The organism is Micromonospora sp. CA-246542, from assembly GCF_050942905.1.
Taxonomy (GTDB): domain Bacteria; phylum Actinomycetota; class Actinomycetes; order Mycobacteriales; family Micromonosporaceae; genus Micromonospora.
The window spans coordinates 360,767-375,903 of the sequence record NZ_CP192040.1 but is presented as its reverse complement, the minus strand read 5'-3'; the positions used below and the strand labels follow the sequence as shown (position 1 = coordinate 375,903).

The 15,137-nt window shown below is 70.7% G+C and carries 12 protein-coding genes and 1 pseudogene; all 13 read right to left on the bottom strand.

The features are described 5' to 3' along the window. The 13 genes and pseudogenes from nuoH to mqnC all read right to left on the bottom strand — a co-directional run bounded on the left by nuoH (window position 1) and on the right by mqnC (window position 15,098). Window positions 1–1,353 (bottom strand): NADH-quinone oxidoreductase subunit NuoH, encoded by a 1,353-nt coding sequence (nuoH, locus tag ACQP0N_RS01825; protein ID WP_433117028.1) that lies wholly within the window; start codon window positions 1,351–1,353, stop codon window positions 1–3. Beyond that, window positions 1,350–3,841, bottom strand: a pseudogene (locus tag ACQP0N_RS01820) (NADH-quinone oxidoreductase subunit G). The gene nuoH and the pseudogene ACQP0N_RS01820 overlap by 4 nt, the downstream one beginning before the upstream one ends. A 55-nt stretch (window positions 3,842–3,896) precedes the next feature. Then, window positions 3,897–5,213 (bottom strand): NADH-quinone oxidoreductase subunit NuoF, encoded by a 1,317-nt coding sequence (gene nuoF / locus ACQP0N_RS01815; RefSeq protein ID WP_433117026.1) that lies wholly within the window; start codon window positions 5,211–5,213, stop codon window positions 3,897–3,899. Then, entirely contained in the window at window positions 5,210–6,421 is a 1,212-nt protein-coding gene (nuoE, locus tag ACQP0N_RS01810; RefSeq protein ID WP_433117024.1) for an NADH-quinone oxidoreductase subunit NuoE, read from the bottom strand. Before nuoE ends, nuoF begins: the two co-directional genes overlap by 4 nt. After that, complete coding sequence (locus tag ACQP0N_RS01805) at window positions 6,418–7,743, bottom strand: NADH-quinone oxidoreductase subunit D (RefSeq protein ID WP_355048271.1); 1,326 nt, start codon at window positions 7,741–7,743, stop codon at window positions 6,418–6,420. Before ACQP0N_RS01805 ends, nuoE begins: the two co-directional genes overlap by 4 nt. Before the next feature lie 55 nt (window positions 7,744–7,798). Continuing rightward, entirely contained in the window at window positions 7,799–8,536 is a 738-nt protein-coding gene (locus ACQP0N_RS01800) for an NADH-quinone oxidoreductase subunit C (RefSeq protein ID WP_355048272.1), read from the bottom strand. Then, complete coding sequence (locus ACQP0N_RS01795) at window positions 8,533–9,210, bottom strand: NuoB/complex I 20 kDa subunit family protein (RefSeq protein ID WP_007454590.1); 678 nt, start codon at window positions 9,208–9,210, stop codon at window positions 8,533–8,535. Before ACQP0N_RS01795 ends, ACQP0N_RS01800 begins: the two co-directional genes overlap by 4 nt. Before the next feature lie 14 nt (window positions 9,211–9,224). Further along, the gene (locus tag ACQP0N_RS01790; RefSeq protein ID WP_007454588.1) at window positions 9,225–9,590 is read right to left on the bottom strand and encodes an NADH-quinone oxidoreductase subunit A; all 366 of its coding nucleotides are present in this window, start codon (window positions 9,588–9,590) and stop codon (window positions 9,225–9,227) included. Between the two features lie 135 nt (window positions 9,591–9,725). Beyond that, entirely contained in the window at window positions 9,726–11,003 is a 1,278-nt protein-coding gene (locus ACQP0N_RS01785) for a geranylgeranyl reductase family protein (RefSeq protein WP_433117021.1), read from the bottom strand. 139 nt (window positions 11,004–11,142) lie between these two features. Further along, window positions 11,143–11,367, bottom strand: a complete 225-nt coding sequence (locus ACQP0N_RS01780) for a hypothetical protein (protein ID WP_355048274.1) — start codon at window positions 11,365–11,367, stop codon at window positions 11,143–11,145. Between the two features lie 91 nt (window positions 11,368–11,458). Further along, complete coding sequence (locus ACQP0N_RS01775) at window positions 11,459–12,106, bottom strand: demethylmenaquinone methyltransferase (protein ID WP_433121364.1); 648 nt, start codon at window positions 12,104–12,106, stop codon at window positions 11,459–11,461. A gap of 189 nt (window positions 12,107–12,295) precedes the next feature. After that, entirely contained in the window at window positions 12,296–13,543 is a 1,248-nt protein-coding gene (locus ACQP0N_RS01770) for an LPXTG cell wall anchor domain-containing protein (RefSeq protein WP_433117019.1), read from the bottom strand. A 364-nt stretch (window positions 13,544–13,907) separates the two neighbouring features. Further along, window positions 13,908–15,098: a cyclic dehypoxanthinyl futalosine synthase gene (mqnC, locus tag ACQP0N_RS01765; RefSeq protein WP_355048277.1), complete on the bottom strand. Its 1,191-nt coding sequence runs from the start codon at window positions 15,096–15,098 to the stop codon at window positions 13,908–13,910. Between the last annotated feature and the right edge of the window lie 39 nt (window positions 15,099–15,137).

The window sequence follows — 15,137 nt, the reverse complement described above, 5'->3', positions numbered from 1 at the left end:
TCACACCTCCCTGGAGTCCGAGCCGGCGACGATGTTGGCCGGCTCCCGCTCGGCGACCACGCGCGTGATACGCGGGCTCGGTGGTACCTGTAGATCCATCGGCGGCAGCGGGAAGCTCCCGTACGGCCGGCTGTCGACCTGCTCCTGCGTGGTCGGCTGCGGCTGCGGCTTGCGGCTCGGCCAGAAGAGCGTGGCGAGCAGCAGGATGCCGGCCGGAATGCTGACGGCGATGACCTTGCCGCGCGTGTCCCAGTCCTCGATCGAGCGCAGGCCCGACAGGACCAGGATCCAGACCAGGTTGATCGGCAGCAGCACCTTCCAGCCGAAGCGCATGAACTGGTCGTAGCGCAGTCGGGGCAGCGTGCCGCGCAGCCACACGAAGACGAAGACCAGCGCGATCACCTTGCCGAAGAACCAGAGCATCGGCCACCAACCGGAGTTGGCGCCCTCCCACAGCGTGATCGGCCAGGGTGCCCGCCAGCCGCCGAGGAACAGCGTGGTGGTGACCGCGGACATGGTCACCATCGCGACGTACTCGCTGAGCATGAAGAGCGCGAACTTCAGCGAGCTGTACTCGGTCATGAAGCCGGCGACCAGCTCGGACTCGGCCTCGGGCAGGTCGAACGGCGCCCGGTTGGTCTCACCCACGGTGGCGATGAAGAAGATGACGAAGCTGGGCAGCAGCAGGATCGCGTACCAGCCCGGGGCCGGGATCTCGGTGCCGAAGATGGTCAGCCGGGTGGCGTCACCCTGTGCGGCGACGATCCCGCTGGTGCTCATCGTGCCGGCGGTCATGAAGACCGCCACGATGCTCAGGCCCATCGCGACCTCGTACGAGATCATCTGGGCGCTCGACCGGAGACCGCCGAGTAGCGGGTACGTCGAGCCGGAGGCCCAGCCGCCCAGCACGATGCCGTAGACGCCCATGGAGGAGCAGGCCAGCAGCAGGAGCACGGCCACCGGCACGTCGGTGACCTGCAACGGCGTGTGGTGGCCGAAGATGCTCACCATCGGGCCGAACGGCACCACCGACAGCGCGGTGACCGCGCAGATCACCGAGATCGTCGGTGCGAAGAAGTAGACGACCTTGTCGGCCGCCTTCGGGAGGATGTCCTCCTTGAAGGCCATCTTCAGGCCGTCGGCGAGGGTCTGCAGCAGGCCGAGCGGGCCGACCTGGTTCGGGCCGGGCCGCACCTGCATGTAACCGACCACGCGCCGTTCGAACCAGACACCGAGCAGGGTGGCCAGCAGACCGAACGCGAAGGCGAAGACAATCTTGCCGAGAACCAGCCACCACGGATCCCGACCGAAGTCGGCGAGCGTCGGGTCCTGAGCCAGGACGATCGAGTTCACTGGTTACCCCCAGAACTGAGGATGGTCTCGTCGGCCGCCACGCGTCCGGCCGGGATGGCCGTACCCGATGCGGGGACGGAGATCCGGACGACCGTGCCGGACGTCGCCCCGAGGCTGCGTCGCACGGTCGAACCGGGTGAGTTCGTGGGCAGCCAGACCACGCCGTCCGGCATCTCGGTGATCTCCGCCGGCAGGGTCAGCGCACCCCGGTCGGTGCCGACCGTGACCGCGTCACCGTCGGCGACACCGAGCGCCTCGGCGGTGCCCTTGCCCAGCCGGACCACCGGCGGGCGGGCGGTCCCGGCGAGGTTCTCGTCGCCCTCGGTCAGGGTGCCGTTGTCGACGAGCTGGTGCCAGGTCGCCAGCACGGCCTCCCCGGCGCCCGGGTGCGGCACCGTGCCCGGCGACACCGACGGCGCGGACGGCCGGGTCGTGCGCGTGGCCGGCAGCGAGCCCAGCTCGCGGCGGACACTCGGCACGTCGGCGGTGCCGAGGCTTACGTCGAGGAGCGCGGCCAGCGCGTCGAGCACCCGCCCGTCGGTCATCGCGGCGGTGTTCAGCACCGCCTCGAACGGACGCAGCCGGCCCTCCCAGTCGAGGAAGCTGCCGGCCTTCTCGACCACCGGGGCGACCGGCAGCACCACGTCGGCCCGCCGGGTCACCGCGCTGGCGCGCAGTTCCAGGCTCACCAGGAACGGCACCGCGTCCAGCGCGGCCTCGGCCAGTCGCGGGTCGGCCAGGTCGGCCGGGTCGACGCCGCCGACCAGCAGCGCGCCGAGCTGTCCGTTGGCCGCCGCCGCCAGGATGCCGTCGGTGTCCCGACCGGCCTGGCTGGGGATCACCCCGGCCGGAATGTCCCACGCCTCGCCCAGCTCGGCCCGCGCGGCCGGCTCGGTGACCAGCCGGCCCCGGGGAGCAGGTTGGGCAGGCAGCCCGCGTCGACCGCGCCACGGTCACCCGCGCGCCGCGGCACCCAGGCCAGCTTCGCGCCGGTACGCCGGGCCACGTCCGCCGCCGCGGAGAGCCCGCCCGGCACGGTGGCCAGCCGCTCGCCGACGATGAGGATCGCGCCGGGCGCGCTGAGCGCCTCGGTGACCGTGGCGTGCTCGGCGAGCACGCTCGCCTCCTCGCCCGGCACGACCCGGGCCAGCTTGGTGCCGAGCTTCTCCAGGCCGCGCGTGGCGAACGGCGCCAGCGCGTACACCGTCAGGGTCTTCTTGAGGTACGCCTTGCGCAGCCGCAGGAAGAGGATCGGGCACTCCTCCTCCGGCTCCAGGCCCACCAGCACCACGGCCGGCGCGTTCTCCACGTCGGTGTAGGTGACGTCGGTGACCCCGGCGACCGAGCTGGCCAGGAAGTCGGCCTCCTCACGGGAGACCGGCCGGGCCCGGAAGTCGATGTCGTTGGTGTTCAGCGCGACCCGGGCGAACTTCGCGTACGCGTAGGCGTCCTCGACGGTCAGCCGACCGCCGGTGAGCACCGCCGTGCCCTGGCCGCCCTCGCGGGCCGCGTGCAGCCCCTCGGCGGCCCGGGTCAGCGCCTCACTCCAGGACGCCTCCCGCAGCTCACCGGTGTGCTCGTCGCGGACCAGCGGGGTGGTCAACCGCTCGGTGGACCGGGTGTACTGGAAACCCCAGCGGCCCTTGTCGCAGTTCCACTCCTCGTTCACGGCCGGCTCGTCACCGGCGAGCCGGCGCAGCACCTTGCCGCGCCGCCAGTCGGTGCGCTGCCCGCAGCCGGCCGAGCAGTGCTCGCAGACGCTCGGGCTGGACACCAGGTCGAACGGACGGGCCCGGAACCGGTACTGCGCGCCGGTCAGCGCCCCCACCGGGCAGATCTGCACCGTGTTGCCGGAGAAGTAGGAGTTGAACGGCACATCACCGTCGTCGCCCTGCTCGCCGTACGCGTCGTCCCGGTAGATGTTGATTTCCTCGGCGGACGACCGGCCCATCAGGTCGATGAACTTGTCGCCGGCGATCTCCTCGGAGAACCGGGTGCAGCGCTGGCAGAGCACGCAGCGCTCGCGGTCCAGCAGCACCTGGCTGCTGATCGCCATCGGCTTCTCGTACTCCCGCTTGTGCTCGTGGAAGCGCGAGTCGGTGCGGCCGGTGGACATCGCCTGGTTCTGCAGCGGGCACTCGCCGCCCTTGTCGCACATCGGGCAGTCGAGCGGGTGGTTGAGGAGCAGCAGCTCCATCACCCCCTCCTGCGCCTTCTGGGCCACCGGGGAGGTGAGCTGGGTCCGGACGACCATGCCGTCGGCGACGGTCTGGGTGCAGGAGGCGACCGGCTTGCGCTGCCCCTCCACCTCGACCAGGCACTGCCGGCACGCGCCGGCCGGGGCCAGCAGCGGGTGGTCGCAGAACCGGGGGATCTCGGTGCCCATCTGCTCGGCGACCCGGATCAGCAGCGCCCCCTTCGGGGCGGTGACCTCGACGCCGTCGATGGTGAGGGTGACGGTCTCGGTCTGCTTGGCTACGTCGGTCATCAGAGTCGCCTTTCATTCGCGACTGCGGGACTCGCAAGCTCGTTCCTCGCGCTCATCAGTGCGCACCCACCAAGCTCTTCTCCGACAGCATGGGAGCTTTGCGACCCTCGATGTAGTCGAGGTAGTCCTGCTTGAAGTACTTCAGGGACGAGGTCACCGAGCTGGTCGCGCCGTCACCCAGGCCGCAGAACGAGCGGCCGAGGATGTTGTCGCAGGTGTCCAGGAGGGTGTCCAGGTCCTCGTGGGTGCCCTGGCCGGAGAGGATCCGCCGGTAGACCCGGACCATCCAGTAGTTGCCCTCCCGACACGGGGTGCACTTGCCGCACGACTCGTGGTGGTAGAACTCCAGCCACCGGTACGTCGCGTAGACCGGGCAGTCCTGGTCGGAGAAGATCTGCGTGGCCGTGGTGCCCAGGATCGAGCCGGCCGCCGCCACGCCCTCGAAGTCCAGCGGGACGTCCAGGTGCTCGGCGGCGAGCAGCGGGGTCGACGATCCACCCGGGGTCCAGAACCGCAGGTTGTGACCGGGCTGCATGCCGCCGGCAAGTTCCAGCAGCTCCCGCAGCGTGACGCCCATCGAGCACTCGTACTGGCCCGGGTTGGCGATCCGCCCGGAGAGCGAGTAGATCATCGGTCCGGAGGACTTCTCGGTGCCCATGGACTTCCACCAGTCGGCCCCACCGAGCACGATCGGCGGGACGCTGGCGATGGTGCCGACGTTGTTCACCACCGTCGGGCTGGCGTACAGGCCGTGGGTGGCCGGGAACGGCGGGCGCAGCCGGGGCTGCCCCCGGAACCCCTCCAGCGAGTCGAGCAGCGCCGTCTCCTCGCCGCAGATGTACGCCCCGGCGCCGGAGTGCACGACCAGCTCCAGGTCGAAGCCGCTGCGCAGGATGTTGCGACCCAGGTAGCCCTTGTCGTATGCCTCCTGGACGGCGTTGCGCAGCCGCCGGGCGGCGTGCACGGCCTCGCCCCGGATGTAGATGTAGGCGCGGCTGGCCCGGATCGCGTACGACGCGATGATCACGCCTTCGACCAGCGCGTGCGGATCGTGGGTCATCAGCGGGAGGTCCTTGCAGGTGCCCGGCTCGCCCTCGTCGGCGTTGACCACCAGGTAGTGCGGCTTGCCGTCACCCTGCGGGATGAAGCCCCACTTGAGACCGGTGGGGAAGCCGGCGCCGCCACGACCGCGCAGCCCGGAGTCCTTGATCAGCTGGATCAGGTCGTCCGGGTGGGCCTTGAGGGCCTTGCGCAGCGCGGCGTAGCCGTCGAGCTGCTCGTAGGTGCCGATCCGCCAGGCGTCCGGTGACAACCAGCGCTTGGTCAGCACCGGCGTCAGCTTGGCCAGCGTCTCCGGGCGGGGAGTGGTCACTTGTGGGCCCCCGTTTCGCTCGCGGCGGCGGGGTCCGTGCCATCCGCGTCCGCCGACGCTTCGGTGAGGTTGCGCTCCTGCGCGCCGGTCGAGTCACCGGCGGGCTTACCGTCGCCGGCCGGGGCGTTGGCCGCCGCGCCGGCGGCCTGGGCCGCCTGCGCGTCGCGCGGGGCCGGCGGCGAGGTCTCCGCCGGCGCCTTCGTGCCGGGCGCGTCCGGCACGGCCGTCTCCGCGTCGGGCTGCCGGGTCTCGGCGGTACGCACCTGCGGCGACTTGTCGTCCGGGGCCTTCACGTCCGGTGCGGTGCTGCCGGTGGCCGCCTCCGGCTCGACCCGCTCGGCGTTGCCGGCCGTACCCGTGGGGGTGGCCGCGCCGTCGCCGCTGGTGACTTCAGTGGCAGGGGCCGCGGCCGGGGTGGCCGCGCCGTCGCCGCCCTTGACCGGCGCGGTGGTGGCCTCGACGGGCGCCGGCTTGGCGGCCTCCGCCTTCGCCTTCGCCTCGGCGGCTGCCTTGTCGGCCTCGGCCTTGCTGCGGATCGGGGTGTTCGGGTCGAAGCCCGGCACCGAGACGCCGTGCTCCTGCGCCAACCGCAGACCCCGCAGGGTCGGCTCGCCCGGCCCACCGTCGCCGACCGCGCCGTCGCGCTCGTCGGCGAAACCGGCGAGCTGCACAGCCATCTCCTTCAGCGTGCACAGCCGCGCGCCGCGCGTCGGCATCGGCCGTCCGCCCGCGCGCAGCTCGTCGACCACACCGACCGCCGTGGACGGGTCGACCCCGTCGAAGAAGTCGTAGTTGACGGTCATCACCGGGCCGTAGTCGCAGGCCGCCAGGCACTCGGCGTGCTCCAACGTGATGGTGCCGTCGGCGGTCGTCTCGTCGTGCCCGACACCCAGGTGCTCGGAGAGGGTGTCGTAGACCTCCTGGCCGCCCAGCACGTTGCACATGGTGTTGGTGCAGACGCTGACCAGGAAGTCGCCGGTGGGCTTGCGCTTGTACATGGTGTAGAAGGTGGCGACCGCGCCGACCTGGGCCTTGTTCAGCCCGAGCACCTCGGCGCAGAACGTCACGCCGGCCGGAGAGACGTACCCCTCCTCGGACTGGACCAGGTGCAGCAGCGGCAGCAGGGCCGAGCGGGACCGGTCCGCCGGGTAGCGGGCGATGATCTCGCGTGCCCGCTCCCGCGTCTCGTCAGTGAACGTCGTCGTCATCGGTCACAACCACCCATCACGGGATCCAGCGAGGCGCCGCCGGCGATCACGTCGGCGATCAGGCCACCCTCGGCCATCGCCGGGAGGGCCTGGAGGTTGACGAAGCTCGGCTCCCGGTAGTGCACCCGGTAGGGCCGGGTGCCACCGTCGGAGACGGCGTGCACGCCCAGCTCGCCGCGCGGCGACTCGATGCCGACGTACACCTGGCCGGGCGGGACCCGGAAGCCCTCGGTGACCAGCTTGAAGTGGTGGATCAGCGACTCCATCGACTGACCCATGATCTTCGCGACGTGCTCCAGCGAGTTACCCATGCCGTCGACGCCGATGGCGAGCTGCGCGGGCCACGCGATCTTGCGGTCGGCGACCATCACCGGGCCCGGGCGCAGCCGGTCCAGCGCCTGCTCGACCAGCTTCATCGACTCGCGGATCTCGGCGAGCCGGACCTGGTAGCGGCCCCACACGTCGCCGTCGGGGTGGGTCGGCACGTCGAACTCGTACGTCTCGTAGCCGCAGTACGGCATGGTCTTGCGCAGGTCCCAGGCGAGCCCGGCCGAGCGCAGCACCGGACCGGTGATGCCGAGCGCCACGCAGCCGGTGACGTCCAGCACCGCGACGCCCTTCGTCCGCTCGGTCCAGATGGGCTGGCCGGAGAGCAGGTCCTCGTACTCCTTGAGCTTCTTCGGCATCATCTTGAGGAACTCGCGGATCTTGCGGACCGCGTCGTCCGGCACGTCCTGCGCCACACCGCCCGGCCGGACGTACGCGTGGTTCATCCGCAGGCCGGTGATGGTCTCGAAGATGTCGAGGATGTACTCCCGCTCACGGAAGCCGTACAGCATGATCGAGATGGCGCCCAGCTCCATGCCGGTGGTGGCCAGCCAGACCAGGTGCGACGAGATCCGGTTGAGCTCCATCATCAGCACGCGGATGGTGGTGGCCCGCTCGGTGACGTCGTCGGTGATGCCGAGCAGCTTCTCCACGGCCAGCGCGTACGCCGTCTCGTTGAAGATCGGGGAGAGGTAGTCCATCCGGGTCACGAACGTCGAGCCCTGGACCCAGTTGCGGTACTCGAGGTTCTTCTCGATGCCCGTGTGCAGGTAGCCGACGACCGAGCGGGCCTCGCGGACCGTCTCGCCCTCCAGTTCGAGGATCAGACGGAGCACCCCGTGGGTGGACGGGTGCTGCGGACCCATGTTGACCACGATGCGCTCGTCGTTGATCGGGTCGGTGCCCGAGACGACCGTGTCCCAGTCCCCACCCGTGACGGTGAAGACCCGGCCCTCGGTGGTCTCGCGTTCGGTCGCGTAGTTCGACGTGGTCACAGTGCTGGCCCTCCGTTCGCGACTGCGGGGCTCCGCTTCGCTGCACTCCTCGCGCTCACTGGTAGGACCTCCTCCGGTCCGGCGGCGGAATCTCGGCGCCCTTGTACTCGACGGGCACACCACCGAGCGGGTAGTCCTTGCGCTGCGGGTGGCCCTCCCAGTCGTCCGGCATGAGGATCCGGGTCAGGTTGGGGTGGCCGTCGAAGACGATGCCGAACATGTCGTACGCCTCCCGCTCCTGCCAGTCGGCCGTCGGGTAGACGGCGGTGACGCTGGGAAGGTGCGGCGACTCGGCGGAGACGGCGGCCTCCAGCCGGATCCGACGCCGATAGGTCATCGAGGTGAGCAGGTAGACCACGTGCAGCCGGCGCTCATCCGCGCCGAGGTAGTCCACCCCGGACACCGAGGAGCACAGCTCGAACCGCAGCGCCATGTCGTCGCGCAGCACCTGGCAGACCTCGGCGATCCGCTCGGGGCGGACGTGCAGGGTCAGCTCGCCCCGGTCGACGACCACCTTCTCGATCGCGTCGCCGAAGGCCGGGTACGCCTCCTCCAGCGCGTCGCGGACCTCGTCGAAGTACCCGCCGTACGGCCGGGCGGCCTCCTCGATCGGCTGGCGCGGGCGGACCAGGCCGCCGTAGCCGGACACGTCACCGGTGCCCTGGTTGCCGAACATCCCGCGACCGGCCGGGCTGGCCGGCGGGTACTCGGCCGGGGCGGTCGCGCTGGCGCCGGGCGGCGTCACCGGCACCGGCACACCGCCGTCGTTGGTCTTGTCCGTGGGAGACGTCATTTCGGGCCTGCCTGCGGGTGGAGATGGTTCTGGGCGTTCATCCAGTTCTCGATCCGCAACTGCTCCTCGCGCCCCTCGCGGACCGCCTGGGTCCACTCGGCACGCCGGGCCTTGTCGTTGCGGTAGGAGGACGGCATCGAGCCGTACGGCACCACCGGGACGTCGCCGCGCTCCTGGCGGGCCGCCAGCATCTTGCGACCGTTCGGGCCCAGCGGCTCATACATGATCTTCTCGCGGAGCTTGAGGATCGCGTCGATGAGCATCTCCGGCCGGGGCGGGCAGCCGGGCAGGTACATGTCGACGGGTACGACGTGGTCGACGCCCTGCACGATGGCGTAGTTGTTGAACATGCCGCCGCTGCTGGCGCAGACGCCCATCGAGAGCACCCAGCGGGGCTCGGCCATCTGGTCGTAGATCTGGCGCAGCACCGGCGCCATCTTCTGGCTCACCCGGCCGGCCACGATCATGAGATCGGCCTGCCGGGGCGAGGCCCGGAAGACCTCCATGCCCCAGCGGCCCATGTCGTAGTGCGGACCACCGGCCGCCATCATCTCGATGGCGCAGCAGGCCAGGCCGAAGGTCGCGCCCCACACGGACGACTTCCGGGACCAGTTGACCAGCTTCTCCACCGAGGTGAGCAGGACGCCGGCGGGGAGCTTCTCCTCGATGCCCATCTGACGTTCCTTCCTCAGTCCCAGTCCAGGCCGCCGCGACGCCACACGTAGGCGTACGCGACGAAGACCGCGACGATGAACAGGACCATCTCCACGAAGCCGAAGATCGGCAGAGCGTCGAACGAGACCGCCCAGGGGTAGAGGAAGATGATCTCGATGTCGAAGACGATGAAGAGCATCGCCGTCAGGTAGAACTTGATCGGGAACCGCCCACCGCCGACCGGCTGCGGGCTGGGCTCGATGCCGCACTCGTACGCCTCGAGTTTGGCCTTGTTGTAACGACGGGGACCGGCGAAGCGGGCGGCGCCGACGGAGAACAGCGAGAACGCCGCGGCGAGGGCGAACAGCCCGATGATCGGTGCGTAAGGCGAGAGCGACATCGTTTTCTCCTGCTCGTCCTTCCCTGCCGTCAGTGCTTGACGAAAATCACACTATTCACGTCCCTCGCGGTGGCTGCCGGCGGGGGTCGATCTTTGTCGGCGTCGAGGCTGTGACCAGCACCGATGCCGTCCCAACTAGACGGCTGGCGCCGCCTTCGTCATCGCATTGATGACCCGGTCCATCGCGTCCCCACCCCGGGGGTCGGTCAGGTTGGCCAGCAACTTGAGCACGAAACGCATCAGCGTCGGATGGGGCATGCCGTGTTTGGTGGCGATCCGCATGATCTCCGGACGGCCGATCAGTTTCACGAAGATGCCGCCGAGCCGGTAGTAGCCACCGAGGCGGGCCTTCAGCTCGTTCGGGTACGCCAGCAGCGCCCGCTCCCGCTCCGGTCCGGCCGGACGCGCGAGCGCCTGCACCGCCACCTCCGCGGCCAGTTCGCCGGACTCCATCGCGTACGCGATGCCCTCGCCGTTGAACGGGTTGACCATGCCGCCGGAGTCGCCGACCAGCAGGACGCCGCGGGTGTAGTGCGGCACCCGGTTGAAGCCCATCGGCAGGGCGGCGCCGAGGATCGGGCCGTCCGCGTTGGTCTCGTCGGTCATCCCCCACTCGGCGGGGGTGTTGGCCAGCCAGTCGGTGAGCAGCCGGCGGTAGTTGGTCTTGCCGAACGCGGACGACGAGTTGAGCACGCCGAGGCCGACGTTGACCCGCCCGTCGCCGAGCCCGAAGATCCAGCCGTACCCGGGCAGCAGGTTGTCGCCGCTGTCCTTGCTGCGCAGCTCCAACCACGACTCCAGGTAGTCGTCGTCGTGCTTGGCCGGCGAGTGGTAGTAGCGGCGGACGGCCACGCCGATCGGCCGGTCCTCCCGCTTGGCCAGCCCGAGCGCGAGCGGGAACCGGCCGGAGACACCGTCGGCGGCCACGACCAGCGGGGCGTGGAAGGTGGTGGGTTCCTTGCCGGGGCCCACCTCGGCCTCGACGCCGGTCACCCGACCGTCGTCGTCGAGCACCGGGCCCAGCACGTTGACGTTGGTCCGCAGCTTGGCGCCGGCCGCGACCGCGCGCTGGGCGAGCAGGTCGTCGAAGTCCAGCCGGGTACGGACCAGCCCGTAGTTCGGGAAGCTCGCCAGCTCCGGCCAGTCCAGTTCCAGGCGTACGCCGCCGCCGATGACCCGCAGACCCTTGTTGTGCAGCCAGCCGGCCTCGGGCGAGGTGTCCACGCCCATCCGGATGAGCTGGCGCACCGCACGCGGGGTCAGTCCATCACCGCAGACCTTTTCCCGGGGGAACTCGGTCTTCTCCAACACCAGGACCCGTACGCCGTGCCGGGCCAGGTGGTACGCAGTTGCCGATCCACCGGGACCGGCGCCAACGACGATGACATCGGCGTCGTGTTCCACCGCGGTCATTCGCGCCTCCTCCCGCACGCTCGTGAAATGCTTCACAAGCCAGACGGGACGAGTGTATGACCGGCGTCATACCTGCGCAGGATCAGGGGTACCTAACTCGCCGATGTGACAGCCGACGACCGTCCACAGCAGCCGACTGTCAGGCCGGGCTGGGCGCGTCCAGGCCGGCGTCGACCCGGATCGTCTCCGGCAGATGCTCCCGGAGCGCGCCGCCCGCCGCGCGGTCCAGGGCGGCCAGCACCTCCGCGACCACCTGCCGGACGTCCGCCGGGTCCGCGCCGGCCAGCGCGCGCAACTGCGTGATGAGTTCGGCCGCGTCGTCGTCGGTGGCGGCCACCGGGCTCGCCGGGTCTGCTCCGGTCATGCGGACGAGCGTACGGCGCAAAGTGGACTAAAGTCGGATATTCCTGAAACGCGCAAACGTCTCGCGTGCCACGCGCGGACGTCTCGCCGGGCTACGCGCGGACGGCCCGGTGCAGCGCGACCACGCCGCCGGTCAGGTTGCGCCACGCCACCCGACCCCACCCCGCCGCGGCCACCCGCCCGGCCAGCGCCGCCTGGTCCGGCCACGCCCGGACCGACTCGGCCAGATAGACGTACGCGTCGGGGTTGCTCGACACCGCGCGGGCCACCACCGGCAGCGACCGCATCAGGTACGACAGGTACACCGTCCGGAAGACCGGATTGACCGGGGTGCTGAACTCGCACACCACCAGCCGGCCTCCCGGCCGGGTGACCCGGGCCAGCTCGCGCAGCGCCGCGTCGGTGTCGTTGACGTTCCGCAGGGCGAAGGAGATGGTCACCGCGTCGAAGCTCGCGTCGGCGAACGGCAGCCGCAGCGCGTCGCCGGCCAGCAACGGCACCTCGGGACGCACCCGCTTGCCGACCTGGAGCATGCCCAGCGACAGGTCCGCCCCGACCGCGTACGCCCCGGACTGGGCCAGCTCACGGGTCGACACACCGGTGCCCGCTCCCACGTCCAGCACCCGCTCACCCGGTCGCAGCCCCAGGGCCGCGCGGGTGGCCCGCCGCCAGGAGCGGTCCTGCCCGAAGGCGAGCACGGTGTTGGTCAGGTCGTAGCGCTCGGCCACGCCGTCGAACATCGCGGCGACCTCGTGCGGCTGCTTGTCGAGACTGGCGCGCTGGCCCTGCGGGGTACGGCTCACCCCGTCCACTCTGCCAGCCCCGCGCGAGCCCTCGGCCGCTGGGTCCGCGTACCCCACGATGTTCGGCGCCGCCGACATGCGCGAGGGCGGGGTGGTCGCCCACCCCGCCCTCGTGTCATACCCGTGTCAGTCGGTCGACTTCTCGTCGCCGGGAGCGACCATGACGACCTTGCGGCGGCGGGAGAGCACCAGCAGCGCCCCGCCCGCGAGCAGGATCAGACCACCGATGCCGCCGATCAGGCCGGCCTGCACACCGGTGACCGGCAATCCACCGCCGCCGGAGCCACCGCCCGCGGTCGGCGACGTGCTCGTGCCCGGCGTCGTCGTGCCGCCCGGAGTCGGAGTCGCGGTCGGCGTCGGCGTGACGGTCGGAGTCGGGGTCGGCTGCGCGCTCAGGTCGACGAACACGTCGAACTGCGCGGTGTTGTCCACCTCGTCGGTCTCGGTGAACGCCCGGCGCTGCGCGCCGGAAGCCTCCCGCGGCTCCTCCTCGGGGCTGCCCTGGGTGGCCTCGAGACCAGCGGCCCAGACGAATCCGGGCCGGAGCACCGGCTCGGTCACGTCCTCGCCGATCTTCACCCGGACGTCGCCCGTGTAGAACTGCCCGGGCTTCAGCACGACGCCACTGTCCTCGCAGTAGGCGTTGGCGAACCCGCCCAGCGGCTGCTCGACGCAGCCGTCCGGCAGCTTGGCGAAGGTGACGCCGGCCGGCAGCGTGATCCCGTACGCCACGCCGGTCGCCTTCTTGCTGCCGTCGTTGTAGAGCGCCCAGTCCAGCGGCGCGGTGTCGCCCCGCTTGACCGGCTTGAGGCCGGACTCGCCCGCCTCGTCGCCGTCCACCGTCACGTCGGCGTAGACGTCCTGCACCCAGGTCGTCAGGTCGTAACCCGGCTTGGCGACGGTGATGTCGTGCCGCACCTTGTTGTCCTGCGGGTTCGGGTCGGCGGTGGCCGAGCTGATGCTGACCACCAGCGTGCCGGCGTCGCCACGACCGCCGGTCGAGAAGATCGGAATACCGAAGTCCTCCGTGGTGCCGGCGGCCAGGTCGCCGAGCAGGCAGGTGAACGTCGTGCCCTTGAGGTCGCAGCCGTCCGGCGCGATGACACCGACCTTGCGGTTCTTCAGGCCCTTCGTCTCCACGGTGACCCGGACGTCCTTGGCGTCGACCGTGCTTCGGGTGTTGTCGACCTGGAACTTGAACGGCTTGGCCTTGGCCGCCTTGACGCCCTGAGCCAGCTCGTAGCTGAGCGGCACCAGGGCCAGGTCGGCCTGGTCGGCGGCCTGCGCCGGGGCGGCGACGGTGGCCACGCCACCGGCCGCGAGCAGGGCCACGACGCCGGCACGGACCAGGGCCGAGCGGTGGAACGCTGTCATCAGTCCCCCGGGGGTAGGGAAGAAAATTGGATCGGTTGCGCCGAACGAGCGGACGTTATCGGAGGTCGATCTCCCACGCCAGCGTGGCGGCGGGTTTTCAACCGTCCGGCCTGGACCCGGCACACGGATCGGGCGGGATGGTCACCCATCCCGCCCGTACCGCCGTGCGTTATGTGAACGACCCTCATGGGCCGATGGAGGACGCGCCTCAGCCAGACGGCCGCACGCTATCCGTCGGCGATCATCTCCACCAGACCCACACCGGGCTATGCGCCGGCGAGCCCACCGGGAGGATCCGTACCGCCGAGTGGACGCAAGCGGAAGCAGGATCCCCGGTCAGCCGAACGGCCGGCCGCGACGTACCTCAGTTGACCTCGACGAGCGGCAGCGACCGGCCCGCGCCGCCGCCCGGCAGCGCGATCGAGGAGAAGTGCGAGACCACCCGCTCGTCGGTCGGGTCGTCGGCCGGCGTGTGGTGCACCGCCAGCCGGTTGTAGAGGGTGTCGCGCTGGGCCGGGATCCGGTCGGCAGAGCGGATCATGCCGATCAGCTCGTGCAGGTTGGAGCGGTGCCGGGCACCGGCGGAGGAGATCACGTTCTCCTCCAGCATGATCGAGCCGAGGTCGTCCACGCCCATGTGCAGGGCGAGCTGCCCGACGTCCTTGCCGGTGGTCAGCCAGGACGCCTGGAGGTGCGGCACGGTCTCGAAGAAGAGCCGGGCCACCGCGACCAGCCGCAGGTACTCCAGCGTGGTCGCCTGCGTACGACCCTTGAGATGGTTGTTCTCCGGCTGGTACGTCCACGGGATGAACGACCGGAACCCGCCCGTACGGTCCTGCACGTCGCGGATCATCCGCAGGTGCTCGATCCGCTCGGCGTGCGTCTCGCCGGTGCCCATCATCATGGTCGCGGTCGACTCGACACCCTGCCGGTGGGCCAGCTCCATGACCTCCAGCCAGCGCTCGCCCGACTCCTTGAGGGGGGCGATGGCCCGGCGCGGGCGCTCGGGCAGCATCTCCGCGCCGGCGCCGGCGATCGAGTCGAGGCCGGCGGCCTTGATGCGGGCGATGGCCTCGTCCAGGCTGACGCCGGAGACCTTGGCCATGTGCAGGATCTCGCTCGGCCCGATCGAGTGGATCGCGAGCTGCGGGTACGCCTGCTTGACCGAGGAGAACAGCTCCTCGTAGTACTCGACGCCGTAGTCCGGGTGGTGCCCGCCCTGGAGCATCACCTGGGTCGCGCCCAGCTCGACCGCCTCGCCGCAGCGACGCAGGATCTCCTCCGTCGGGTGCGTCCACCCCTCGGAGTGCTTGGGGGCGCGGTAGAACGCGCAGAACTTGCACGCCGTCACGCAGACGTTGGTGTAGTTGATGTTGCGATCGATCAGGTAGGTGACGACGTTGTCCGGATAGCGCCGCCGGCGCACCGCGTCCGCCGCCTCGCCCAACGCGTGGAAGGGCGCCTCGGTGTAGAGCAGCAGGGCTTCCTCGGGCGTGATCCGCCCGCCGTCCGCGCCACGCTGCAGGATGTCGTCGATCTCCCGGCTCACCGTCACAACCCCGAGCCTACGTCGCCGACGCGCCCCTTCCGGGAG

Bases quoted from the DNA above. Each gene is read 5' to 3' on its own strand.
- ACQP0N_RS01780 (WP_355048274.1), bottom strand. From the start codon at position 11,367: ATGACCGGAGCAGACCCGGCGAGCCCGGTGGCCGCCACCGACGACGAC.
- ACQP0N_RS01785 (WP_433117021.1), bottom strand. From the start codon at position 11,003: ATGACCGCGGTGGAACACGACGCCGATGTCATCGTCGTTGGCGCCGGT.
- ACQP0N_RS01770 (WP_433117019.1), bottom strand. From the start codon at position 13,543: ATGACAGCGTTCCACCGCTCGGCCCTGGTCCGTGCCGGCGTCGTGGCC.
- ACQP0N_RS01800 (WP_355048272.1), bottom strand. From the start codon at position 8,536: ATGACGTCTCCCACGGACAAGACCAACGACGGCGGTGTGCCGGTGCCG.
- ACQP0N_RS01790 (WP_007454588.1), bottom strand. From the start codon at position 9,590: ATGTCGCTCTCGCCTTACGCACCGATCATCGGGCTGTTCGCCCTCGCC.
- nuoE (WP_433117024.1), bottom strand. From the start codon at position 6,421: ATGACGACGACGTTCACTGACGAGACGCGGGAGCGGGCACGCGAGATC.
- ACQP0N_RS01795 (WP_007454590.1), bottom strand. From the start codon at position 9,210: ATGGGCATCGAGGAGAAGCTCCCCGCCGGCGTCCTGCTCACCTCGGTG.
- ACQP0N_RS01775 (WP_433121364.1), bottom strand. From the start codon at position 12,106: ATGTTCGACGGCGTGGCCGAGCGCTACGACCTGACCAACACCGTGCTC.